The sequence below is a fragment of the Bacillus sp. FSL K6-0993 genome (assembly GCF_037977205.1).
GTDB classification, from domain to species: domain Bacteria; phylum Bacillota; class Bacilli; order Bacillales; family Bacillaceae; genus Bacillus; species Bacillus subtilis.
The window spans coordinates 3735975-3756933 of sequence record NZ_CP150275.1 but is presented as its reverse complement, the minus strand read 5'-3'; the positions used below and the strand labels follow the sequence as shown (position 1 = coordinate 3756933).

The 20959-nt window shown below is 45.8% G+C and carries 22 protein-coding genes and 2 other annotated features; of the genes, 18 read left to right on the top strand and 4 right to left on the bottom strand.

What is annotated here, in order from left to right; all coding sequences use genetic code 11:
* Positions 1 to 2 precede the first annotated feature (2 nt).
* The 4 genes from bacC to bacF are packed head-to-tail and all read left to right on the top strand — an operon-like array spanning position 3 to position 4582.
* The gene (bacC, locus tag MHH79_RS19465; RefSeq protein ID WP_063334923.1) at positions 3 to 764 is read left to right on the top strand and encodes a dihydroanticapsin 7-dehydrogenase; all 762 of its coding nucleotides are present in this window, start codon (positions 3 to 5) and stop codon (positions 762 to 764) included.
* Between the two features lie 18 nt (positions 765 to 782).
* On the top strand, positions 783 to 2201 hold the full coding sequence (bacD, locus tag MHH79_RS19460; protein ID WP_340034831.1) for an alanine--anticapsin ligase: 1419 nt from the start codon (positions 783 to 785) through the stop codon (positions 2199 to 2201).
* Complete coding sequence (bacE, locus tag MHH79_RS19455; protein WP_100505943.1) at positions 2198 to 3382, top strand: bacilysin exporter BacE; 1185 nt, start codon at positions 2198 to 2200, stop codon at positions 3380 to 3382. Before bacD ends, bacE begins: the two co-directional genes overlap by 4 nt.
* Positions 3383 to 4582 (top strand): transaminase BacF, encoded by a 1200-nt coding sequence (gene bacF, locus MHH79_RS19450; RefSeq protein ID WP_340034830.1) that lies wholly within the window; start codon positions 3383 to 3385, stop codon positions 4580 to 4582.
* A 15-nt stretch (positions 4583 to 4597) separates the two neighbouring features.
* On the opposite strand, the gene bacG is transcribed toward bacF, so the two are convergent.
* Positions 4598 to 5377 carry an NADPH-dependent reductase BacG gene (gene bacG, locus MHH79_RS19445; RefSeq protein ID WP_340034829.1) on the bottom strand — a complete coding sequence of 260 codons (780 nt, stop codon included), beginning with the start codon at positions 5375 to 5377 and terminating at the stop codon, positions 4598 to 4600.
* A 132-nt stretch (positions 5378 to 5509) separates the two neighbouring features.
* Complete coding sequence (hemQ, locus tag MHH79_RS19440) at positions 5510 to 6274, bottom strand: hydrogen peroxide-dependent heme synthase (RefSeq protein ID WP_003227507.1); 765 nt, start codon at positions 6272 to 6274, stop codon at positions 5510 to 5512.
* Between the two features lie 269 nt (positions 6275 to 6543).
* Here hemQ and pta point away from each other — a divergent pair, with 269 nt between their 5' ends.
* From pta to MHH79_RS19420, 4 genes are all read left to right on the top strand, one after another.
* Complete coding sequence (gene pta, locus MHH79_RS19435; protein ID WP_003235941.1) at positions 6544 to 7515, top strand: phosphate acetyltransferase; 972 nt, start codon at positions 6544 to 6546, stop codon at positions 7513 to 7515.
* Between the two features lie 145 nt (positions 7516 to 7660).
* Positions 7661 to 8560, top strand: coding sequence for a cysJI operon transcriptional regulator CysL (gene cysL, locus MHH79_RS19430; protein WP_014481233.1), 900 nt, complete (start codon positions 7661 to 7663; stop codon positions 8558 to 8560).
* Between the two features lie 48 nt (positions 8561 to 8608).
* Positions 8609 to 9454, top strand: a complete 846-nt coding sequence (gene ywfL / locus MHH79_RS19425) for an octanoyl-[GcvH]:protein N-octanoyltransferase (RefSeq protein WP_003227511.1) — start codon at positions 8609 to 8611, stop codon at positions 9452 to 9454.
* 166 nt (positions 9455 to 9620) lie between these two features.
* Positions 9621 to 10511, top strand: a complete 891-nt coding sequence (locus tag MHH79_RS19420) for a carboxylate/amino acid/amine transporter (protein ID WP_063334833.1) — start codon at positions 9621 to 9623, stop codon at positions 10509 to 10511.
* Between the two features lie 143 nt (positions 10512 to 10654).
* Here the strand turns inward: MHH79_RS19420 and rsfA are convergent, their stop codons facing one another.
* Positions 10655 to 11431 (bottom strand): prespore-specific transcription regulator RsfA, encoded by a 777-nt coding sequence (rsfA, locus tag MHH79_RS19415; protein ID WP_015384948.1) that lies wholly within the window; start codon positions 11429 to 11431, stop codon positions 10655 to 10657.
* A gap of 214 nt (positions 11432 to 11645) precedes the next feature.
* Here rsfA and MHH79_RS19410 point away from each other — a divergent pair, with 214 nt between their 5' ends.
* The 8 genes from MHH79_RS19410 to MHH79_RS19375 all read left to right on the top strand — a co-directional run bounded on the left by MHH79_RS19410 (position 11646) and on the right by MHH79_RS19375 (position 19154).
* On the top strand, positions 11646 to 11870 hold the full coding sequence (locus tag MHH79_RS19410; RefSeq protein ID WP_003222050.1) for a DUF1450 domain-containing protein: 225 nt from the start codon (positions 11646 to 11648) through the stop codon (positions 11868 to 11870).
* Positions 11871 to 12030: 160 nt separating this feature from the next.
* Positions 12031 to 13332, top strand: coding sequence for an HD domain-containing protein (locus MHH79_RS19405; RefSeq protein WP_015483845.1), 1302 nt, complete (start codon positions 12031 to 12033; stop codon positions 13330 to 13332).
* A gap of 35 nt (positions 13333 to 13367) precedes the next feature.
* Positions 13368 to 13868, top strand: a complete 501-nt coding sequence (locus tag MHH79_RS19400) for a YwgA family protein (protein ID WP_003227524.1) — start codon at positions 13368 to 13370, stop codon at positions 13866 to 13868.
* Positions 13869 to 13979: 111 nt separating this feature from the next.
* Entirely contained in the window at positions 13980 to 14450 is a 471-nt protein-coding gene (locus MHH79_RS19395; protein ID WP_014478304.1) for an Rrf2 family transcriptional regulator, read from the top strand.
* The gene (locus MHH79_RS19390) at positions 14450 to 15859 is read left to right on the top strand and encodes an MFS transporter (RefSeq protein WP_340034827.1); all 1410 of its coding nucleotides are present in this window, start codon (positions 14450 to 14452) and stop codon (positions 15857 to 15859) included. The genes MHH79_RS19395 and MHH79_RS19390 overlap by 1 nt, the downstream gene beginning before the upstream one ends.
* A gap of 71 nt (positions 15860 to 15930) precedes the next feature.
* On the top strand, positions 15931 to 16086 hold the full coding sequence (locus tag MHH79_RS19385; RefSeq protein ID WP_003227531.1) for a hypothetical protein: 156 nt from the start codon (positions 15931 to 15933) through the stop codon (positions 16084 to 16086).
* An 81-nt stretch (positions 16087 to 16167) separates the two neighbouring features.
* Positions 16168 to 16392, top strand: a binding site (T-box leader).
* A 31-nt stretch (positions 16393 to 16423) separates the two neighbouring features.
* Positions 16424 to 16645 (top strand) — a binding site (T-box leader).
* Positions 16646 to 16698: 53 nt separating this feature from the next.
* On the top strand, positions 16699 to 18615 hold the full coding sequence (thrS, locus tag MHH79_RS19380; protein WP_063334830.1) for a threonine--tRNA ligase: 1917 nt from the start codon (positions 16699 to 16701) through the stop codon (positions 18613 to 18615).
* A gap of 119 nt (positions 18616 to 18734) precedes the next feature.
* Positions 18735 to 19154, top strand: a complete 420-nt coding sequence (locus MHH79_RS19375; protein ID WP_003242889.1) for a MarR family transcriptional regulator — start codon at positions 18735 to 18737, stop codon at positions 19152 to 19154.
* A gap of 42 nt (positions 19155 to 19196) precedes the next feature.
* On the opposite strand, the gene MHH79_RS19370 is transcribed toward MHH79_RS19375, so the two are convergent.
* Positions 19197 to 19385, bottom strand: coding sequence for a 2-hydroxymuconate tautomerase (locus MHH79_RS19370; protein ID WP_003222038.1), 189 nt, complete (start codon positions 19383 to 19385; stop codon positions 19197 to 19199).
* Positions 19386 to 19493: 108 nt separating this feature from the next.
* On the opposite strand from MHH79_RS19370, the gene MHH79_RS19365 reads away from it, so the two are divergent.
* Positions 19494 to 20153 carry a site-2 protease family protein gene (locus tag MHH79_RS19365; protein WP_003243167.1) on the top strand — a complete coding sequence of 220 codons (660 nt, stop codon included), beginning with the start codon at positions 19494 to 19496 and terminating at the stop codon, positions 20151 to 20153.
* Between the two features lie 13 nt (positions 20154 to 20166).
* Positions 20167 to 20685 (top strand): YwhD family protein, encoded by a 519-nt coding sequence (locus MHH79_RS19360; protein ID WP_015250981.1) that lies wholly within the window; start codon positions 20167 to 20169, stop codon positions 20683 to 20685.
* The last annotated feature ends 274 nt before the right edge of the window (positions 20686 to 20959 follow it).

Here is a 20959-nt window from a genome sequence, read left to right as displayed (position 1 = left end):
TCATGAACCTCACCGATAAAACCGTCCTCATAACAGGAGGCGCATCAGGCATTGGTTATGCTGCGGTTCAGGCTTTTTTGGGCCAGCAGGCCAATGTGGTTGTGGCGGATATTGACGAGAAGCAGGGAGAAGCAATGGTACGAAAAGAAAATAATGACAGGCTGCACTTTGTGCAAACGGACATCACAGACGAAGCTGCCTGTCAGTATGCTGTTGAATCGGCGGTTCATACATTTGGCGGGCTGGATGTCTTGATTAATAATGCAGGCATCGAAATCGTGGCACCTATTCATGAGATGGAGCTCAACGATTGGAACAAGGTGCTGCAAGTCAATTTGACCGGCATGTTTTTAATGAGCAAACATGCACTCAAGCATATGCTCGTCGCCGGCAAGGGCAACATCATTAATACGTGCTCTGTCGGCGGACTCGTGGCATGGCCTGATATTCCTGCCTATAACGCCAGCAAAGGCGGGGTTTTGCAGCTGACTAAATCAATGGCCGTTGATTATGCGAAACATCACATTCGCGTGAACTGCGTATGCCCGGGGATCATCGACACACCGCTGAATGAAAAATCATTCCTTGAAAATAATGAAGGCACACTTGAAGAGATCAAAAAAGAAAAGGCGAAGGTAAATCCGCTGCTGAGGCTTGGGAAACCTGAAGAAATCGCAAACGTGATGCTGTTTTTAGCCTCGGATTTATCAAGCTATATGACCGGAAGCGCCATCACCGCAGACGGAGGATACACCGCACAATAGAGAAGGAGTGTTTTACATATGGAGAGAAAAACAGTATTGGTCATCGCTGATCTTGGAGGCTGCCCGCCGCACATGTTTTATAAAAGCGCTGCTGAAAAATATAACCTGGTCAGCTTTATTCCAAGACCTTTTGCAATTACAGCCTCCCATGCAGCATTGATTGAAAAATACTCGGTCGCGGTCATAAAAGATACAGACTATTTTAAGAGTTTAGCTGATTTTGAGCATCCTGACTCCATTTATTGGGCGCATGAGGATCATGACAAGCCTGAGGAAGAGGTCGTCGAGCAAATCGTCAAGGTTGCCGAAATGTTTGGGGCGGATGCCATCACAACAAACAATGAATTATTCATTGCTCCGATGGCGAAAGCCTGTGAACGTCTGGGCTTGAGAGGTGCCGGCGTGCAGGCAGCCGAAAATGCCAGAGATAAAAATAAAATGAGGGACGCTTTTAATAAGGCCGGAGTCAAATCGATCAAAAACAAACGAGTCACAACTCTTGAAGATTTCCGTGCTGCTCTTGAAGAGATCGGCACACCTCTTATCTTAAAGCCTACATACTTAGCGAGTTCAATCGGTGTAACGCTGATTACGGACACTGAGACGGCAGAAGATGAATTTAACAGAGTCAATGACTATCTGAAATCAATTAACGTGCCAAAGGCGGTTACGTTTGAAGCGCCGTTTATCGCTGAAGAATTTTTACAGGGTGAGTACGGAGACTGGTATCAAACAGAAGGGTACTCCGACTATATCAGTATAGAAGGCATCATGGCTGACGGTGAGTATTTCCCGATCGCCATTCATGATAAAACGCCGCAAATCGGGTTTACAGAGACATCCCACATTACGCCGTCCATTCTGGATGAAGAGGCAAAAAAGAAAATTGTCGAAGCTGCCAAAAAGGCAAATGAAGGGCTTGGCCTGCAAAATTGCGCAACACATACAGAGATCAAGCTAATGAAAAACAGAGAACCGGGTTTAATAGAATCAGCAGCCAGATTTGCCGGCTGGAATATGATTCCTAACATTAAAAAGGTTTTCGGCCTTGATATGGCGCAATTATTATTAGATGTCCTCTGTTTCGGAAAAGACGCCGATCTGCCGGACGGATTATTGGATCAAGAGCCTTATTATGTTGCCGACTGCCATTTGTACCCGCAGCATTTCAAACAAAATGGCCAGATTCCAGAAACTGCTGAGGATTTGGTCATTGAAGCGATCGATCTGCCTGACGGGCTTTTAAAAGGGGATACTGAAATCGTTTCTTTTTCGGCCGCAGCACCAGGCACTTCAGTTGATTTGACATTGTTTGAAGCTTTCAATTCCATTGCTGCATTTGAACTGAAAGGCAGTAATTCACAGGATGTGGCTGAATCAATCAGACAAATTCAGCAGCATGCGAAGCTGACGGCAAAGTATGTGCTGCCAGTATGAAACAGCTGAAACCCAACTCTAAATACTTGCTTTACGGGCAGGCGCTATCGTTCATGGGAGACTATTGTGTTCTCCCTGCCCTGCTCATTTTATCTACATATTATCACGATTATTGGGTGACGTCCGGGGTCATCGTGGTCAGAAGCATTCCGATGGTGTTTCAGCCGTTTTTGGGGGTTCTGGTCGACCGGTTAGACAGAATTAAGATCATGCTGTGGACGGATATCATCAGAGGTATCATCTTTTTGGGGCTCACATTTCTTCCAAAAGGCGAGTATCCGCTGATTTTTCTGGCCCTGCTGTTTATTTCTTATGGAAGCGGCGTGTTTTTTAATCCCGCCCGTCTCGCTGTCATGTCGTCCTTGGAATCAGATATTAAAAGCATCAACACGTTATTTGCAAAAGCGACAACCATCTCTATTATCGTCGGGGCGGCTGCCGGAGGGCTCTTTCTGTTAGGCGGATCTGTAGAGCTGGCTGTTGCCTTTAACGGTGTGACATACCTGGTTTCGGCATTTTTTATCAGCCGTATCAAGCTGCAATTTGTGCCGATTCAACCTGAAAACATAAAAGAGGCCTTTCAGTCTTTTAAGGAAGGGCTCAAGGAAATCAAAACCAATGCATTCGTATTAAACGCCATGTTTACGATGATTACAATGGCTTTGCTGTGGGGAGTCGTGTACAGCTATTTTCCGATTGTCAGCCGCTTTCTGGGTGACGGGGAAATCGGCAACTTTATCCTCACATTCTGCATCGGCTTCGGCGGGTTCATCGGAGCGGTGCTTGTCAGCAAATGGGGCTTTAACAACAATAGAGGCCTTACGTACTTTACCGTTTTATCCATTGTCTCACTGGCGCTGTTTTTATTCACGCCGATTTTCGCTGTTTCTGTCATCGCGGCGATCCTCTTTTTCATCGCGATGGAATACGGGGAAGTGCTTGCAAAAGTGAAGGTTCAGGAAAATGCGGCAAACCAGATTCAAGGGCGCATTTTTTCAGTGGCCGAAGCGTCTATCGGATTATGCATTTCTATTGGTTCAATGTTCATTAACATCCTAAGCGCTCCGGTCATTATGGGGCTGATTGTCGTGATCGTATGCGGTTTGTTTCTGCATACGAAGCTCGTCAACAAATCGTTTTTGGAACGGGATAACAAAACGGAGCAAAAAGGAGTCTTTTAGATGGAAATAACACCGTCCGATGTCATCAAGACACTTCCAAGGCAGGAGTTTTCTCTCGTTTTTGAAAAGGTAAAGGAATTGGAAAAAACGGGGGCCCACATCATTAATCTCGGACAGGGGAACCCTGACCTTCCCACTCCGCCGCATATTGTGGAGGCTTTGCGGGAGGCTTCTCTGAATCCTTCGTTTCATGGATACGGCCCTTTCAGGGGCTATCCTTTTTTAAAGGAAGCGATCGCTGCTTTCTATAAAAGGGAATACGGAGTGACAATCAATCCTGAAACGGAGGTCGCGCTTTTCGGAGGCGGGAAAGCAGGCTTGTATGTGCTGACACAATGCCTGCTCAATCCGGGAGACATCGCTTTAGTCCCGAATCCAGGCTACCCTGAATATTTATCAGGGATTACGATGGCGCGAGCTGAGCTTTACGAAATGCCGCTGTATGAAGAAAATGGCTATCTGCCGGATTTTGAAAAGATTGATCCAGCCGTACTGGAAAAAGCGAAGCTTATGTTTTTAAACTATCCGAACAACCCCACTGGAGCTGTGGCTGATGCGGCTTTTTATGCAAGAGCTGCTGCTTTTGCGAAAGAGCATAACATCCATTTGATTCATGATTTTGCATACGGAGCGTTAGAATTCGATCAAAAACCGGCCAGCTTTCTTGAGGCAGAGGATGCCAAAATTGTCGGAGCAGAGCTTTATTCATTTTCAAAAACATTTAACATGGCCGGCTGGAGAATGGCGTTTGCGGTTGGGAACGAAAAGATCATTCAGGCCGTCAATGAATTTCAGGATCATGTATTTGTCGGCATGTTCGGCGGGCTGCAGCAGGCAGCGAGTGCGGCGCTTTCTGGAGATCCGGAGCATACGGAATCGTTGAAACGAATTTATAAGGAACGAATTGACTTTTTTACGGAGCTTTGCGAAAAGGAACTGGGCTGGAAGATGGAAAAGCCAAAAGGAACCTTTTACGTATGGGCTGAAATTCCGAATACGTTTGAGACATCTCACCAATTTTCCGATTACTTGCTGGAGCATGCCCATGTCGTAGTCACACCGGGCGAAATTTTTGGAAGCAACGGAAAAAGACATGTCAGAATATCAATGGTGTCGAAGCAGGAGGATCTGAGGGAATTTGTCATGCGGATTCAAAAGCTGAACCTGCCGTTCGGGTCATTACAAGAAACATCCCGCTAAAAAGCGGGATGTTTTTTATATGCTTTTCATGCTGCCGCCATCAGCGGAAATTTGCTGTCCCGTGATGTAGGAGGCTTCCTCAGAGGCAAGAAACGCAGCGAGCGCTGCGGTTTCTTCGGCTGATCCGACCCGTTTCATCGGAATCCCGGAAGCAATCTGTTCCTCTGCTTCCTGTTTGGATATGCTGTTCTTTTTCATCACATTTTCCACAAATTGATGATAACGGTCTGTAGCGATAAAACCAGGATTCAGACAGTTGACAGTAATGTTGTGAGGAGCAAGCTGGATGGAAATATTTTTACTGGCGTTAATTAAAGCGGCATTCATCATACTGTTTGTGAACATGTTGGCGCCGGGTTCCTTCCACAGATTTCCGACAATGTTGATGATTCTGCCAAACTCGTTTTGTTTCATCAGTGAGGAAGCACGCTTGATTGCGTCAATATAGGCAACGGTCTTTTGAGTGAACGTGGCCGTCATATCGTCTATATTGCAGTTATCAAATGTATCAGGCGCGCCGCCCGGGATATTATTAATCAGAACATCAAGCTGTCCGCATTGAGATTCGATTTCCTGAAAAATGCCCGCTCTCGTATGCCGGTCAGACATATCTCCCGCAAGGACAATGACGCTCGCCTCAGGATGCTTGGCCAAAATGTCTTCTTTGACAGATTCAATATTATCCAAATTTCGCGAATTAATGACGAGGGAAAAATGCTGGTCTGCTAATTTCAGAGCGATTGCTTTCCCGATCCCTTGACTGGCTCCCATAACAAATGCGGTTCGTTTTGACAAATAACTGCACCCCTTTGAAAAAATTGGATTATTATCTACATCGTAAGAAAAAACGAAGAAAATAGCAAATTTTATTTAAATTCTGATAAATGGGATTTGAAAAACTCCCGCCGGATAGGGCGGGAGGGGATATTATACATATAGGAATTGAGGAAGTGTATCAAGCGAAAGGTGATTGCCGACAAAGAATGAACCAAATTCGCCATAGCGAGCGCTGACTTCGTCAAAACGCATTTCATACACTAACTTCTTGAATTGAAGGACATCATCGCTGAATAATGTAACGCCCCACTCGTAATCGTCAAAGCCGACAGAGCCGGTGATGATCTGTTTGACTTTGCCCGCATAGCTGCGGCCGATTAAACCGTGGCTTCTCATCAAGTTTCTGCGTTCTTCCATTGAAAGCATGTACCAGTTGTCATTGCCGGATCTTCTTTTATCCATTGGATAGAAGCATACATATTTTGATTCGGGCAGTTCAGGGTAAAGGCGAGCGCGCACATGCGGATTTTCATAAGGATCGCCGTCACCGCTTGCCAAGTAGTTGCTCAGCTCTACCACTGAAACGTAGGAGTATGCCGGAATGGTGAACTCAGCAAGTCTTGATTTGTTGAATTCAAGCTCAATTTGATTTAATTCTTCCATTGTAGGACGAAGGATCATCAGCATAAAATCAGCTTTTTGGCCGACGATGCTGTAAAGAGTTTGCGATCCTTTTCCTTCTTTTTGGGCTACGCCCCATTTTTCAAGCAACCCGGTGAATTCATGTATGATAGATTGGCGCTCATCACTGGACAGCAGCTTCCAGGAAGTCCAATCCATTGTGCGGAAATCATGAAGCGCATACCAGCCGTCAAGCGTTTTTGCCGCTTCATTTGTCATTTGCTGTTCACTCATTTATCTTCACTCCCATTATCTTTTCATGATTGCCTTCACTATACCATAGTTTATCCGATTCTACTGTGGAGAAACCTTGAACATCCCTTCCGTATAACTCCATCAAAATAGAAGAACCTATAAGGGTAGATTGAGTCACTTAAATTAGTTAGAAAAATAAGATTTTTTTATGAAAGCGCTATAATGAAAGTTGGCTGTTTGAATTTGATTGGAAGAAGAGTATGCTAGTAAAAGAAAGCGTTTTTGTAACTTTTTGAGGAGGTTTTATTGTGGCAGATTTATTTTCAACAGTGCAAGAAAAAGTAGCTGGAAAAGACGTTAAAATTGTATTTCCTGAAGGCTTAGACGAGCGTATTTTAGAAGCGGTCAGCAAGCTTGCAGGAAACAAAGTGCTGAATCCGATTGTGATCGGCAATGAAAATGAGATCCAAGCAAAAGCAAAAGAATTGAACCTTACGCTGGATGGCGTTAAGATTTATGATCCTCATACATATGAAGGCATGGAAGACCTTGTACAAGCATTCGTAGAACGCCGTAAAGGCAAAGCGACAGAAGAACAGGCTCGCAAAGCGTTATTAGACGAGAACTACTTCGGTACAATGCTGGTGTATAAAGGCCTTGCAGACGGACTCGTAAGCGGAGCTGCTCACTCGACAGCTGACACTGTCCGCCCGGCTCTTCAAATCATCAAAACAAAAGAAGGCGTGAAAAAGACTTCAGGCGTGTTCATCATGGCTCGCGGAGAAGAGCAATACGTATTCGCAGATTGCGCGATCAACATTGCACCTGACAGCCAAGATCTTGCCGAGATTGCGATCGAAAGTGCCAATACGGCAAAAATGTTCGACATTGAGCCTCGCGTGGCAATGCTCAGCTTCTCTACAAAAGGCTCAGCAAAATCTGATGAAACAGAAAAAGTAGCGGATGCAGTGAAAATCGCGAAAGAAAAAGCGCCTGAACTGACACTTGACGGCGAATTCCAATTTGATGCTGCATTTGTTCCATCTGTAGCTGAGAAAAAAGCGCCGGATTCCGAGATCAAAGGGGACGCTAACGTATTCGTATTCCCAAGCCTTGAAGCAGGAAACATCGGCTATAAAATCGCTCAGCGTTTGGGCAACTTTGAAGCGGTAGGACCAATCCTGCAAGGTTTAAATATGCCTGTAAACGACCTTTCAAGAGGATGTAACGCTGAAGATGTTTACAATCTCGCATTAATTACAGCGGCGCAAGCACTGTAATAAAAATGAAGACGATGGCAGCTCTCGACCGAGGGCTGCCTTTTTTGCGCTTCCGTATAGCCTTCTTTACCAAGACGGATGATATGAGTACAATAAAGAAAACTAATCATAACCATATATTTCATTAATGACAGGGGTGGGGTTTTTGTATTACGACGTGCTGAAAACGTTTATAGCGGTGGTAGAAGAAAAAAACTTCACAAAAGCGGCAGAAAAGCTGATGATCTCCCAGCCCAGCGTCAGTCTGCATATCAAAAATCTTGAGAAAGAATTTCAAACGGCTCTTCTGAACAGGTCGCCAAAACACTTTACGACAACGCCGACAGGAGACATTTTATATCAAAGAGCAAAGCAAATGGTGTTTCTCTACGAACAAGCCAAGGCTGAAATCTATGCGCATCATCACTATGTGAAGGGCGAATTGAAAATAGCTGCAAGCTTTACAATCGGTGAGTATATTCTTCCGCCGCTATTGGCCCAGCTGCAAAAGCTGTATCCAGAGCTGAACCTCGATGTCATGATTGGCAATACAGAGGAGGTCAGTGAGCGTGTGCGTATGCTTCAGGCTGATATCGGGCTGATTGAAGGACATACAAACGAGAATGAGCTGGAAATTGAACCGTTCATGGAGGATGAAATGTGCATTGCCGCTCCAAATCAGCATCCGCTCGCCGGGCGGAAAGAGATTTCGATCAGCGATTTGCAGAACGAAGCGTGGGTGACAAGAGAGAAAGGCTCAGGGACGAGAGAATATCTCGATCATGTACTCAGTTCAAATGGACTTCGGCCGAAATCAATGTTCACCATCAGCAGCAATCAAGGTGTAAAGGAAGCGGTGATCAACGGCATGGGACTTTCGGTTCTATCCAGAAGCGTGCTGCATAAGGATTTGATCCACCGCGAAATTTCAATTCTGCATATTAAAGATTTCTCGTTAAAGCGCAAGCTGTCTTACATTCATTCTCCTCTCATGGAGAATACAAAAAATAAAGAAATTTTTATTACGATGCTGAAAAGCAATTATCAATCACAGCTGCTGAAATGATATAATAGTTTTCGTTCAATAAGCCTAACATGAAAGGGTTTTACATAGATGGCAAACCAACCGATTGATTTACTGATGCAGCCGAAATGGAGAGTCATTGACCAATCCAGCCTCGGCCCTTTATTTGATGCGAAGCAATCCTTCGCAATGGATGATACGCTGTGCATGTCCGTCGGAAAAGGCGTGTCGCCGGCGACAGCGCGCTCATGGGTGCACCACGATACAATTGTCCTTGGAATACAGGATACACGCCTCCCGTTTTTGCAGGATGGCATCTCCTTGCTGGAGAGTGAAGGATACCGTGTGATCGTACGCAATTCCGGCGGTCTTGCCGTCGTATTGGATGACGGTGTTTTAAATATCTCTCTCATATTCGAGGACGAAAAGAAAGGCATCGATATAGACAAAGGATATGAAGCGATGGTTGAGCTGATGAGGCGAATGCTGAGACCGTACAACGCAAAGATCGAAGCCTATGAAATTGAAGGGTCTTATTGTCCCGGCAGCTATGACCTCAGTATAAATGGCAAAAAGTTCGCCGGCATCTCTCAGAGACGCGTTCGCGGCGGAGTCGCTGTTCAAATTTATCTCTGTGCGGATAAAAGCGGCAGTGAAAGGGCCGACTTGATCAGACGATTCTATCAAGCGGCGCTGAAAGACAAACAAAACGATAAAAAAGGCGTCTATCCTGAAATACGTCCGGAAACGATGGCGTCCTTAAGTGAGCTTCTGCAAAAAGACATCTCCGTACAAGACTTAATGTTCGCTTTATTGACGGAATTAAAAGCGTTAAGCACCCATCTTTATTCAGCTGGACTGTCCATTGATGAGGAAATGGAATTTGAGAAAAACCTCGTGCGGATGGCTGAGCGGAATGCAAAGGTATTTGGGTGAACGTTCTTCGCATGCCGGCTGTATATGCCGGCATGCATTTTTTATTTCAAGCGGCATTTACCCCAATAATCTTATTTTCAGATAAATCCTTCTTACATAAAGATAACCACGACAAAAAGAAAAACGATAAAATGACATCAGCATCCATATTAAAGGGGAGAGGCAGATGAAGGGGAATATTTACAGCCTTTTTGTATTGATTGCGGCTTTTTTCTGGGGGACCACGGGAACCGTTCAGGCGTTGGCTCCAGAAAGCGCCACACCGCTGGCATTTGGAGCGTTCAGGTTATTAATAGGAGGAAGCGCCATGCTGCTTGCGGTTTGGATCAGCCGGGAGCTTCACGTGAAAAATTGGTCATGGCCGCTCGTATTTTTAGCCGCTGTTTGTATGGCGTGTTACCAGCCGCTGTTTTTCACAGCTGTTAAAGAAACGGGAATTGCGGTGGGAACTGTGATTGCCATCGGCAGTGCGCCTATCATTGCCGGGACCCTCGAGTGGGCCGTATTGAAGAAACGCCCGCGAAACTCCTGGTGGATTGCGACTGTGCTGGCTTTAGCGGGTTGCTGGCTTCTGTTTTCCGACAGTTCCAATGTTCGGATTGATGTGGCTGGTGTTCTTATGGCGCTTGGAGCTGGTGCTTCTTTTGCGGGCTATACGCTCATCAGTAAAGCGATGATGATAACCCAGCCTCCGCGAGCGACCTCCGCTGTTGTCTTTATGATCAGCGCCATCTTGCTGACGCCGCTACTATGGCAGTCAGATATCTCGTGGATATTGACCCCTAGAGGACTGGGAACAAGCCTTTACATCGGGTTAATTGCAACATGCTCCGCATACTTTTTGTTTGCGAAAGGGCTTACCGGGGTTCCGGCTTCGGCGGCGGTCACGCTGTCTTTAGCTGAACCGCTGACGGCTTCATTGCTTGGCGTGTTTTTCATAGGGGAAATGCTTTCGCCTTCCTCGTGGCTGGGCATTGCGCTTATGATGCTGGGTCTTTTGGTCATTTCTACTGCGCCTCGGAAACAAAAAACGGCCGAGGCAGCTCACATGTCTTAATAGATTCACATAAGCTTGGCCTCATTTTACAAGAATAAGTGATCCGGCTGCAAAATGAGGGAATTCTCTTTTCTCAATAGAAAAGGGAATTTTGCACATGGCGAAAATCCCAAAACAGCTGCCCGTTTTGGGATTTTTCTATGTCATTCCGCTAATTTTTCTAAATTGCCGTTCCGGTCCATTTTGAAGGACGGAGAGGCATGTTCATCTTCTTCAAATAAAACTAGCTTTCTGGCTCTGTTCATAATTTTCACCAAGGTTTCATAATCTTCTTGGATCGTTTTTTGGTCTTTTTCAAGCTTTTGAACTTCTGCCTCAAGCTGCTCTGTTTTGTTTTGCAATTCCTGATTTTCTTTCTTTAAACGCTCGTTTTCCATTTTTAATGCTGATGATTGCTCGTTATTGCCTTCGTAATTCTGCAGGAAGCGGATCACATCATTCATCGTCATCTCAGGCGCAGCTGCAGGCGTTTGAGGAGACAATAAGTGTGATAGACTAGCTAACTCTTCCTTAAAGCTCTCATCAACAAAAGGCATATGTTCGCCAGACATTAAAGGTTGCTCATTTTCGACAGATGGTGTTTCCGTTTTAACCGGCTCTTCTGCAGCGGTTTCTTGAGTGATTTCAGGATCAACGGCAGGAGGCTGATATAATAATCTTTTTTTCGCAGGCTGCCCGTTTCCGAGCGCTCTCATCCGCTGCTTTCGTTGTTTCTTCGCAAGCTGAAGCGCTTTTTCATATTGATGGCGGACCACTGCGTTCCATCTGAATCCGCAGGCTGCGGATGTCCGGTTTAATTTATCGCCGACTTCTTCAAAGGCGTTCAGCTGAGTGCTGCCCTCCCTCACATGCCGAAGCACTGTTTCCGCTAAAAGCAGATCGTTTTCCTCTGACCAAGCGTCTTGTCGCTGTTTTGTCATTTATCTCAACTCCCATTTTTCTTTTCATGGTATTAGAATGTCCAGGTTGGAAAATATTTATACAAATTGGCTGAAAGAATAGGAGATACGAAGGATGGAGCGGCTTGCAGGAACAGTCGAATCCTTGTAAAATGAAGAGTGATGTGATTTTTTTTGAAACGTGATTTTAGGTTATTCACATAGATGAACATAGAAATGAAGGGAAGCGTACGTCATGGCTAATGAATTTCGAGTGTGTGATGATTGCCAAGCCACTAATATCAAAACATTGCTGCCGCGTTTGAAAGAAGTGGACCCGGACGCAAAGGTTGAGGTAGGATGCCAATCTTATTGCGGGCCCGGACGGAAAAAATCATTTGCTTTTGTGAACAATCGCCCGCTGTCAGCTCCGACAGAGGATGAGCTGATTGACAAAGTAAAAAAGAAAATAAAAAAGTAAAACATATTTTTTCTTAGCCTCGGCCCTCAGGTCAGGCTTTTTTGCTTCACAAGATGTGTTTTTCATGAAGATGGAACAAATCGCCGGGCAAATTCAAGGATGTTTTCAAAGAATAGAGTCGATATAATAGAAACACGGCTAAAAAAAAGAGGGAATGACGATGGCGTATCCAAATGGAAAATTATCAGAAGAAAAAGTGTTTAAAGATCCGGTGCACCGCTATGTTCATGTTCGGGACAAGCTGATATGGGATTTAATCGGAACCCGTGAATTTCAGCGTCTCCGCAGAATTAAGCAGCTCGGCACGACCTATTTGACGTTCCATGGGGCTGAGCACAGCCGGTTCAACCATTCTCTCGGTGTCTATGAAATTGTCAGAAGAATGGTTGATGACGTCTTTAAAGGTCGCCCTGAATGGGATGACAGTGAGCGCGAACTCTGTTTGGCCGCGGCGCTGCTTCATGACCTCGGGCACGGGCCGTTCTCGCATTCATTTGAAAAGGTCTTTCACCTTGACCACGAGGATTTTACAAGAGATATCATTTTGGGAGACACGGAGGTTAATCAGGTGCTCAGAAAGGTGAGCCCGGGTTTCCCTCAGGATGTTGCTGAAGTCATTGCCAAAACATATAAAAACAAGCAAGTGGTCAGCCTGATTTCGAGTCAGATTGACGCAGACCGCATGGATTACCTCCAGCGCGACGCATATTATACGGGCGTCAGCTACGGCCATTTTGATATGGAGCGGATTCTTCGGGTGATGCGGCCGCGCGAGGATCAGATCGTCATTAAAGAAAGCGGAATGCACGCTGTCGAAGACTATATCATGAGCCGTTACCAAATGTACTGGCAGGTCTACTTCCATCCTGTGACTAGAAGTGCAGAGGTCATTTTAACGAAGATTCTTCACAGGGCGAAGCAGCTGCACGATGAAGGCTATGTCTTCACTCACGCTCCGGTTCATTTCTATTCTATTTTTGAAGGGAAATTGACACTGGAGGATTATGTAAAGCTGGATGAATCTATTATTTTGTATTACTTCCAGGCCTGGGAGGAGGAAGAAGACGCGATTTTATCCGACTTGTGCCGCAGATTCATTAACCGCCAGCTGTTCCAATACGTTGAATTCAATCCGAATGAAGAAATGTCGGCTTATTTTGAGCTGACTTCATTGTTCAAAGAGGCGGGGATCGATCCGAGCTATTATTTGGTCGTTGATTCTTCATCAGATCTGCCATACGATTTTTACCGGCCGGGAGAGGAAGAGGAGCGTCTGCCGATCCATCTCTTGACGCAAAACGGCCAAATTAAAGAGCTGTCCAGGCAGTCGGCTATTGTGGAATCCATCTCAGGTAAACGGCGGACGGACCACAAGCTGTACTATCCGAAGGACTTGATTTGTGACGGCTCTAAACATCCGGAAGCGAAAATGAAAATCCGGCAGCTGCTGGGACTGACATAGAAATTGGAAAGAAGGAAAAAGGAGATGTCGGGAATTTGTTGAAAGAACATGCAAAACTGATGAAGGTGTTCTCGGATTCTGGAGAAATCATCGGGCGAAAGAAGCTGCAGAAAATGATTTATATCGCCAAGAAAATGCAGTTTCCTTTCTATGAGAAATATGATTTTCACTTTTACGGACCATATTCAGAGGAACTGACGCTCCAGATTGAAGAGCTGTGCAACCTTGGATTTCTGCATGAGGTGAAGGAAAAAAAGGGCGGCTACTTTCAATACCGGTATTCGCTGACTGAGACAGGCTCCGCATTTTTAGACCATGCTGATCTGGACATGCCGGATATGAAAGGCTATATTGACAGTGTAAACAGCCGTTCATCACGGTTTTTAGAGCTTGTTTCCACGATCCTTTACTTTGACGGGCTTGAGGATGAGGAAAAGAAAGAAAAAGTCTTTACCATCAAAAGCAAGCAAAAATATACAAATGAAGAATATGACGAAGCGCTTCAATACATAGAGGAACTGAAGCAGATTTGTTAACCATACCAAGCAAAAGAAATGATCCGTTTCTTTTGCTTTTTTTATTGACAAAAGCTGCTAAGAGATTCATTATGGATAATAGTTATCCATAATGAATCAGGAGTGAATAGGATGAAAATGAAATCAGGAATGGAGCAGGCGGTTTCTGTGCTGCTGTTACTGTCACGGCTGCCGGTACAGGCTTCTTTGACGTCAGAGGCTATAAGCCAGCGATTGCGTGTGTCTCCGTCTTACTTGAAGAAGCTGATGAGAACATTAGTTCAAGCCGGTTTGGCAGAATCCTTACCAGGGACGAAGGGCGGTTTTACCCTGACGAAGCCTTTGGCGGACATTACGCTTTATGATGTTTATCAAGCGGTTGAAGGCAGAGGTTCGATGTATCAGGGGAAAGGCCTGCTGCAATCTGTATTTGAGGGAGAAAGTCACTGTGTGCTGGAGACAGTCATGGGGGAAATCGAGGATAAATGGGCCAATCTCATGAGAGAAGAATCCTTGCAGCATGTCATGGACAGAGTCGGGGAATTGTATGATCTTGAAAAAATAGATGATTGGGTAATCAAGCAAGTGAAAGGGCAATTGTAATGAAAAATAGCGGGTCTATACAAGAATCAACATCATCAACAGGCATATCCGTGCTGATCGTGCTCGCACTTGGTTTCCTCATGGCAACTCTTGATGTGACCGTTGTGAATGTGGCGATGGCGGATATGAAAAACACTCTTTCAATGTCACTTTCAGGTGTAACGTGGGTTGTGGACGGGTACATTCTTACTTTTGCGTCGCTTCTGCTGGCGGGCGGAGCCTTGGCTGACCGTTTCGGCTCGAAGACGATCTATATCTTAGGTCTAGCCGTTTTTGTTCTGGCCTCCTGTGTATGCGCTGCATCTATAAATGGGCAGATGCTGATTGCCGGACGTCTCATACAGGGAATTGGAGCAGCTTTGTTTATGCCAAGCTCACTCAGCCTTTTGGCTGCCTCTTATCCTGATGAGCGGGTGCGGGCGAGAATGTTTGGGCTGTGGGCCGCGCTTGTTTCCGCCGCTTCAGGCCTTGGGCCCTTTATCGGGGGAGTGCTGGTACAGTTGGCGGGCTGGCAGAGTATTTTTCTGATCAATGTGCCATTAGGGGCTGCTGCGCTCATTTCAGCTTACCGAATCCTCAGCCGCGTTCCGGGAAAAAGCAGCCGCGTGAACATCGTTGGGCATCTGCTTGGCATGATGGCTCTCGGGTTTCTTTCCTATGCTTTGATACAGGGGCCTTCAGCGGGCTGGCGCTCGCCAGTGATTCTTGTAGCATTTACTGCAGCGATTTTGGCATTTGTGCTGTTTTTGCTGCGGGAAATTTCTGCAAAAGCACCCATCCTGCCGGCGTCCTTATACAAAAACGGCCGCTTCTCAGCTGCCCAATTTATCGGGTTTTTGCTGAATTTCGCCCTTTTTGGCGGCATGTTTATGCTCAGCCTTTTTTTGCAGGAAGCAGGAGGTGCAAGTTCCTTTATGGCTGGAGTGGAGCTGCTGCCGATGATGGCGGTCTTCGTGATCGGCAATCTGCTGTTTGCCCGTCTGGCGAATCGGTTTGAAGCCGGGCAGCTTATGTTTGTATCAATGACGGTCAGCTGTATCATTGCATTGCTGTTGTTTGTGCTGATTTCTCCGGATTTTCCTTATTGGCAGCTGGCGGTATTGATGTCTGTTATGAACCTCTGTACCGGTATTACAGTTCCTGCTATGACAACTGTGATCATGCAGGCTGCCGGGCAAAGACATGCGAATATCGCCGGTGCGGCGTTAAATGCAAATCGGCAAATCGGAGCCTTGGTCGGCGTAGCGATAACCGGGGTGATTATTCATCTGTCCGCCACTTGGTATGCCGGTGCCGGGTTTACGTTTTTGATGATGGGAGCGGCATACAGCCTCGCAGCATTGCTTGTATGGCTGTTTCTGGCTGCCCATAACGGAACTGCTGTGTCAGAAAAAAATGTAAATCACTGATTGCGCTTTGTGGGAATATATAGTAAGATATAAAAAATTATTGAAACAACAGGCACTGATAAGGACACGAGATGCTTTTTACGGTTTCCAGAGAGGGAAGGACAGCTGAGATCTTCCTAACGCAGGGAAAGCAGCTTACCGCCTTTGAGCCGTATCGGGGAAAACAAGTATCTGATACCGTCATGCTGCGTTACAGCATCTTCAAGCCGATCACCATGTGTAATTGATCGGGAATTTGGGTGGAACCACGGATGATCAACACATTCGTCCCTTTTAGAGGGATGGGTGTGTTTTTTTATATGAACTACATAAATGCGATGAAAAGGACACGAATGATAGTTACGGTTTTCAGAGAGGGAAGGAAAGGTGAGAGCTTCCCAGCTTAGGAATATCATTTACCGCCTTGGAGCAGCATTGGGGAACTGAAGTAACCAATGCCGTCTATGCTGCGTTACAGCACCGAGCCGATCACCATGTGTAATTGATCGGGAACTTGGGTGGAACCACGGGTTAATCACACACTCGTCCCTATCTGCGGGACGGGTGTGTTTTTTTATGAATTGAATACATGCGATGAAAAGGACACGAATGATAGTTACGGTTTTCAGAGAGGGAAGGAAAGGTGAGAGCTTCCCAGCTTAGGAATATCATTTACCGCCTTGGAGCAGCATTGGGGAATTGAAGTAACCAATGCCGTCTATGCTGCGTTACAGCACCGAGCCGACAACATAGTATTTGTCGGGAACTTGGGTGGAACCACGGGTTAATCACACACTCGTCCCTATCTGCGGGACGGGTGTGTTTTTTTATATACAACAATGAATAAGGAGTGTTCTAAAATGAGTAAACATGTACACATTCAGCTTCCGGACGGACAGATCCAGGAATATCCGAAAGGCATCACAATCAAAGAAGCAGCTGGTTCTATCAGTTCCAGTCTGCAAAAGAAGGCAGCCGCAGGTCAGGTCAACGGCAAGCTTGTTGATCTCAGTTTCAAGCTGGAGGAGGATGCTGAGCTTTCGATTGTCACACTCGATTCACAAGAAGGCTTGCAGGTGCTTCGCCACACAACAGCGCACGTGCTGGCCCAAGCAGTAAAACGGCTGTACGGCGAAGTGTCATTGGGGGTAGGGCCTGTGATTCTAGACGGCTTCTACTATGACATGAAGCTGGGGAAAAGCTTGGCATCAGGAGACTTAGAGGCCATCGAAAAAGAAATGAAAAACATAATAAATGAAAACCTTGAAATCAAACGTATGGAGGTTTCTTACGAAGAGGCTGAAGAGCTGTTTGCACAAAAAGACGAGCGGCTCAAGCTTGAGATTTTAAAGGATATTCCGCGTGGGGAGGATATCACACTGTACCAGCAAGGGGAATTCGTTGACCTGTGCCGCGGGCCGCACCTCCCTTCTACAGGAATGATCAAGGCGTTCAAACTGACAAGAGTATCAGGCGCTTATTGGCGCGGAGACAGCAAAAATGAAGTCCTGCAGCGGGTGTACGGGGTTGCGTTTCAAAAGAAAAAAGATTTGGATGCGCACCTGCATATGCTGGAAGAAGCGGCAAAACGAGACCATCGCAAGCTCGGCAAACAGTTAGGGCTGTTTATGTTTTCTGAAGAAGCGCCGGGGATGCCGTTTTATTTGCCGAAAGGGCAGATTGTCCGCAATGAGCTGGAGCGCTTCTCGCGTGAGCTGCAAACAAATGCCGGCTACGATGAGGTGCGTACGCCGTTTATGATGAATCAGCGGTTATGGGAGCAGTCAGGCCATTGGGACCATTATCGCGACAATATGTACTTTTCAGAAGTGGATGATACAAGGTTCGCAATGAAGCCGATGAATTGTCCCGGCCATATGCTCATTTTTAAAAACAGCCTGTATTCTTATCGGGATCTGCCGATTCGCATGGCGGAATTCGGACAGGTGCACCGCCATGAATACAGCGGCGCTTTAAACGGAATGCTTCGCGTTCGGACGTTCTGTCAGGATGACGCCCATATTTTCGTTCGGGAGGATCAGATTGAGAGTGAGATCAAAGAAGCGATTCGGCTGATTGATGAGGTATATCGGACATTTGGTTTCGAGTATTCAGTTGAGCTTTCGACTCGCCCGGAGGATTCATTAGGCGATGACAGCCTTTGGGAAGCGTCGGAATGTGCCTTAGCACGCGTCCTTGAGGAGCTTGGCCTCTCTTATGAGATCAATGAAGGTGATGGGGCGTTTTACGGGCCGAAAATTGATTTCCACATAAAAGATGCCCTGAAACGGAGCCACCAATGCGCGACAATTCAGCTTGATTTTCAAATGCCGGAAAAATTTGATTTAACATATATCAACGAACTCAATGAGAAGGTTCGTCCCGTTGTCATCCACAGAGCGGTTTTCGGCTCAATCGACCGTTTCTTCGGCATTTTGATCGAGCATTACGGCGGGGCTTTTCCAGTCTGGCTCGCACCGCTCCAGGTTCAAATCATACCGGTTTCGCACGTTCACTTAGACTATTGCAGAAAAGTGCAGGCGGAGCTGAAGCAGGTGGGGATAAGAGCCGGCATTGATGAGCGCAATGAGAAGCTGGGCTATAAAATCAGAGAATCGCAGGTGCAGAAAATCCCGTACGTGCTGGTGCTTGGAGATCATGAGGAGCAGGAGGATGCGGTAAACGTCCGCCAATTCGGATATCAGCAGAATGAACACGTTCCTTTTCAGACATTTAAAGATAAGCTTGTGAAACAGGTGGAAAATCGAGGCATGTAGGATAAAAGCTGTGAATTCACATTTTGCTTTTTTGACTTTCCCTATTCGGAATCAGTAAAATAATAAGTAAATCATATCGTTCGTATGTTATGAATGCATCTCGAAATGGGGAAATTGACATGGACCATGACAAACTGGAAGCAAATTTGCTGGATCACGCACTTACAAAATATTTGAAAAGCACGAAGCAATTAGATGAAGCCACCGTTCCGAAACACGTGAATAATGTAAGAGGGTTTATTCTGCGGATCATATACAGACATGGGAGCTGCACCATAAAGGATATTTTGAAGGAGGTCACACTGTCTCCCTCTGCCACGACCACAGCTCTGAATCATTTAGAGCAGGAAGGGTTTATTGAGAGATCCAGAAATAACAATGACCGCCGCACTGTATGGATTACGCTTTCTGAATCGGGCCGGGGAGCGGCTGAACAAATGATCGAAAACCGCCAGCAGCTGATTGACGGCATGTTTGAACGTTTAACAGCCGAAGAGAAAAAGACGTTCTTGGCGATTATTGCGAAGCTGGCTCAATAGGGATAATAAAAGCCGGTGCGCGAAGCGCCGGCTTTATAGAGATTATTCCATATCGCTCAGGCGTTTGCCTGCGACGGCATAATGGTCTTTTCTCATTTCTTCTATAAAGACAACAATTTTTTCTTCAGAAGCACCGGTTGTTTCCTTTACGGCTTCTGTTACTTTCTCGACAAGATTGCGTTTTTGCTCGTCTGTACGGCCTTCGAGCATTTTGACAGTTACGTATGGCATGGGTGCTGAATCCTCCTTTATCTCGTTTCCTCTCTTTAGAAAAAGAGGCTTCTTATAGTATACTGAATAAAGTAAATTCTTGCATTTTGAGAAAGAGGGATATCTCACTTGGACCGTTTCTTATATTATCCGTTATCTTTAATGCCATACCTCGTCATCACGCTAATTGTGTCGTTTACGATGCACGAGCTTGCCCACGCTTATGTCGCATACAAATTCGGTGACGATACGGCGAAAAAACAAGGAAGACTGACGCTGAATCCCATTAAACACCTTGATCCGTTCGGAACCATTTTGATTCTGGTGGCCGGATTCGGGTGGGCGCGCCCCATTCCCGTGAATCGCCGCTTCTTTAAGAAACCCCGGCTTGCCGGTGTGCTCGTATCTATAGCCGGGCCCGTCAGTAACCTGATTCTTGCGTTTATTGGTTTCTTTTTGTTAGTGTTGATGCATGCGTACGGAATGGAAATGCTTGCGGCGTTCAGCACGGGGCTGGATCAGTTTTTTTCTATTTGGATACAGCTGAATCTTGTCTTGTTTTTATTTAATCTGCTGCCGCTTCCTCCGCTCGATGGCTATCGAATTATAGAAGATCTCGTTCCGCCGGGCGTGCGTGCCAAAATGACGCAGGCGGAGAGCTACGGCTTTATCGTATTTTTGGTGCTGTTTGTGACACCGCTCGGATCTTACGTGCTGTGGCCGATGCTCAATGCAGGAAGAGATTCGATTTTAAAGCTGTTTTCAGCGATATTTCAACCGCTTTTGTAGGAGGTAGGACTTCATGGAAGAAAAAAAGAAAAAATCAATCGGGTTTAATATTATCAAAAGTGATCCGACAGACGGACACGGCGGTTTTGGCGTAGGGGCACTCAGCCTTGATAACATTTCTCCCGTATTCGTTGATGTAGAGGAAAAAGAAGCGTTCGTAGACATCGGCGCCATGCATGCCCGCAGCACCGTCGAAAAAGGAATTAAATTTCTCCCGAATAAAGAAGAAGTTCCGAACGGAAAACCATACTGGCTTGTGTGGGTAACGATTGACAGAAAAGAAGAGGGGCCTTATTACGCTGGTGTGACAGCTTGTGAAATGACGGTCGACAGAAGCATCAGAAGAGGCTACAAGTCGCTGCCTGAGCATGTGAATTTGATGGATAAATCCATGAAACGGAAAATCATCGTTGATAAAATGGACGACAGCTCGAAGCGTGTACTAGGCGAATTTCTGAAAAAGCATGATCAGGGCCTATGGGACCGTTCCTCAGATGAATTAAAAACAAGCCTGCTTCCGGAAGATAATTAATTTGTGAATTTTCTGTGAACTTTTAAAGTATTTGAGATATTTTTCGTAAACATTGAGTAAACTGGTGATACAGAAATAGGACATGGAAAATCCCGAGCCGAAACAAGACTCGGGGTTTTTCATTTTTAGGGGGATATGAGTCGGCGACTGGGAGATGAAAGCCGGCGTCGAAGAAATGAGAAATTCACCACTTTATCCCAAAACTGATTGTTCAGCTCGATTGTCTAACATTCTTCCATCGATTATGAAGGAACCATACGAATAACCCGGCCTC

What these genes read in the sequence shown, in the direction of transcription:
- MHH79_RS19385 (WP_003227531.1), top strand. Translation starts at nt 15,931, where the DNA reads ATGCTTTTTACGGTTTCCAGAGAGGGAAGGACAGCTGAGATCTTCCTA.
- bacD (WP_340034831.1), top strand. Translation starts at nt 783, where the DNA reads ATGGAGAGAAAAACAGTATTGGTCATCGCTGATCTTGGAGGCTGCCCG.
- rsfA (WP_015384948.1), bottom strand. Translation starts at nt 11,431, where the DNA reads ATGACAAAACAGCGACAAGACGCTTGGTCAGAGGAAAACGATCTGCTT.
- thrS (WP_063334830.1), top strand. Translation starts at nt 16,699, where the DNA reads ATGAGTAAACATGTACACATTCAGCTTCCGGACGGACAGATCCAGGAA.
- MHH79_RS19420 (WP_063334833.1), top strand. Translation starts at nt 9,621, where the DNA reads ATGAAGGGGAATATTTACAGCCTTTTTGTATTGATTGCGGCTTTTTTC.
- bacC (WP_063334923.1), top strand. Translation starts at nt 3, where the DNA reads ATGAACCTCACCGATAAAACCGTCCTCATAACAGGAGGCGCATCAGGC.
- ywfL (WP_003227511.1), top strand. Translation starts at nt 8,609, where the DNA reads ATGGCAAACCAACCGATTGATTTACTGATGCAGCCGAAATGGAGAGTC.
- MHH79_RS19405 (WP_015483845.1), top strand. Translation starts at nt 12,031, where the DNA reads ATGGCGTATCCAAATGGAAAATTATCAGAAGAAAAAGTGTTTAAAGAT.
- MHH79_RS19395 (WP_014478304.1), top strand. Translation starts at nt 13,980, where the DNA reads ATGAAAATGAAATCAGGAATGGAGCAGGCGGTTTCTGTGCTGCTGTTA.
- hemQ (WP_003227507.1), bottom strand. Translation starts at nt 6,274, where the DNA reads ATGAGTGAACAGCAAATGACAAATGAAGCGGCAAAAACGCTTGACGGC.
- MHH79_RS19410 (WP_003222050.1), top strand. Translation starts at nt 11,646, where the DNA reads ATGGCTAATGAATTTCGAGTGTGTGATGATTGCCAAGCCACTAATATC.
- bacF (WP_340034830.1), top strand. Translation starts at nt 3,383, where the DNA reads ATGGAAATAACACCGTCCGATGTCATCAAGACACTTCCAAGGCAGGAG.
- MHH79_RS19360 (WP_015250981.1), top strand. Translation starts at nt 20,167, where the DNA reads ATGGAAGAAAAAAAGAAAAAATCAATCGGGTTTAATATTATCAAAAGT.
- bacE (WP_100505943.1), top strand. Translation starts at nt 2,198, where the DNA reads ATGAAACAGCTGAAACCCAACTCTAAATACTTGCTTTACGGGCAGGCG.
- MHH79_RS19390 (WP_340034827.1), top strand. Translation starts at nt 14,450, where the DNA reads ATGAAAAATAGCGGGTCTATACAAGAATCAACATCATCAACAGGCATA.
- MHH79_RS19370 (WP_003222038.1), bottom strand. Translation starts at nt 19,385, where the DNA reads ATGCCATACGTAACTGTCAAAATGCTCGAAGGCCGTACAGACGAGCAA.
- MHH79_RS19375 (WP_003242889.1), top strand. Translation starts at nt 18,735, where the DNA reads ATGGACCATGACAAACTGGAAGCAAATTTGCTGGATCACGCACTTACA.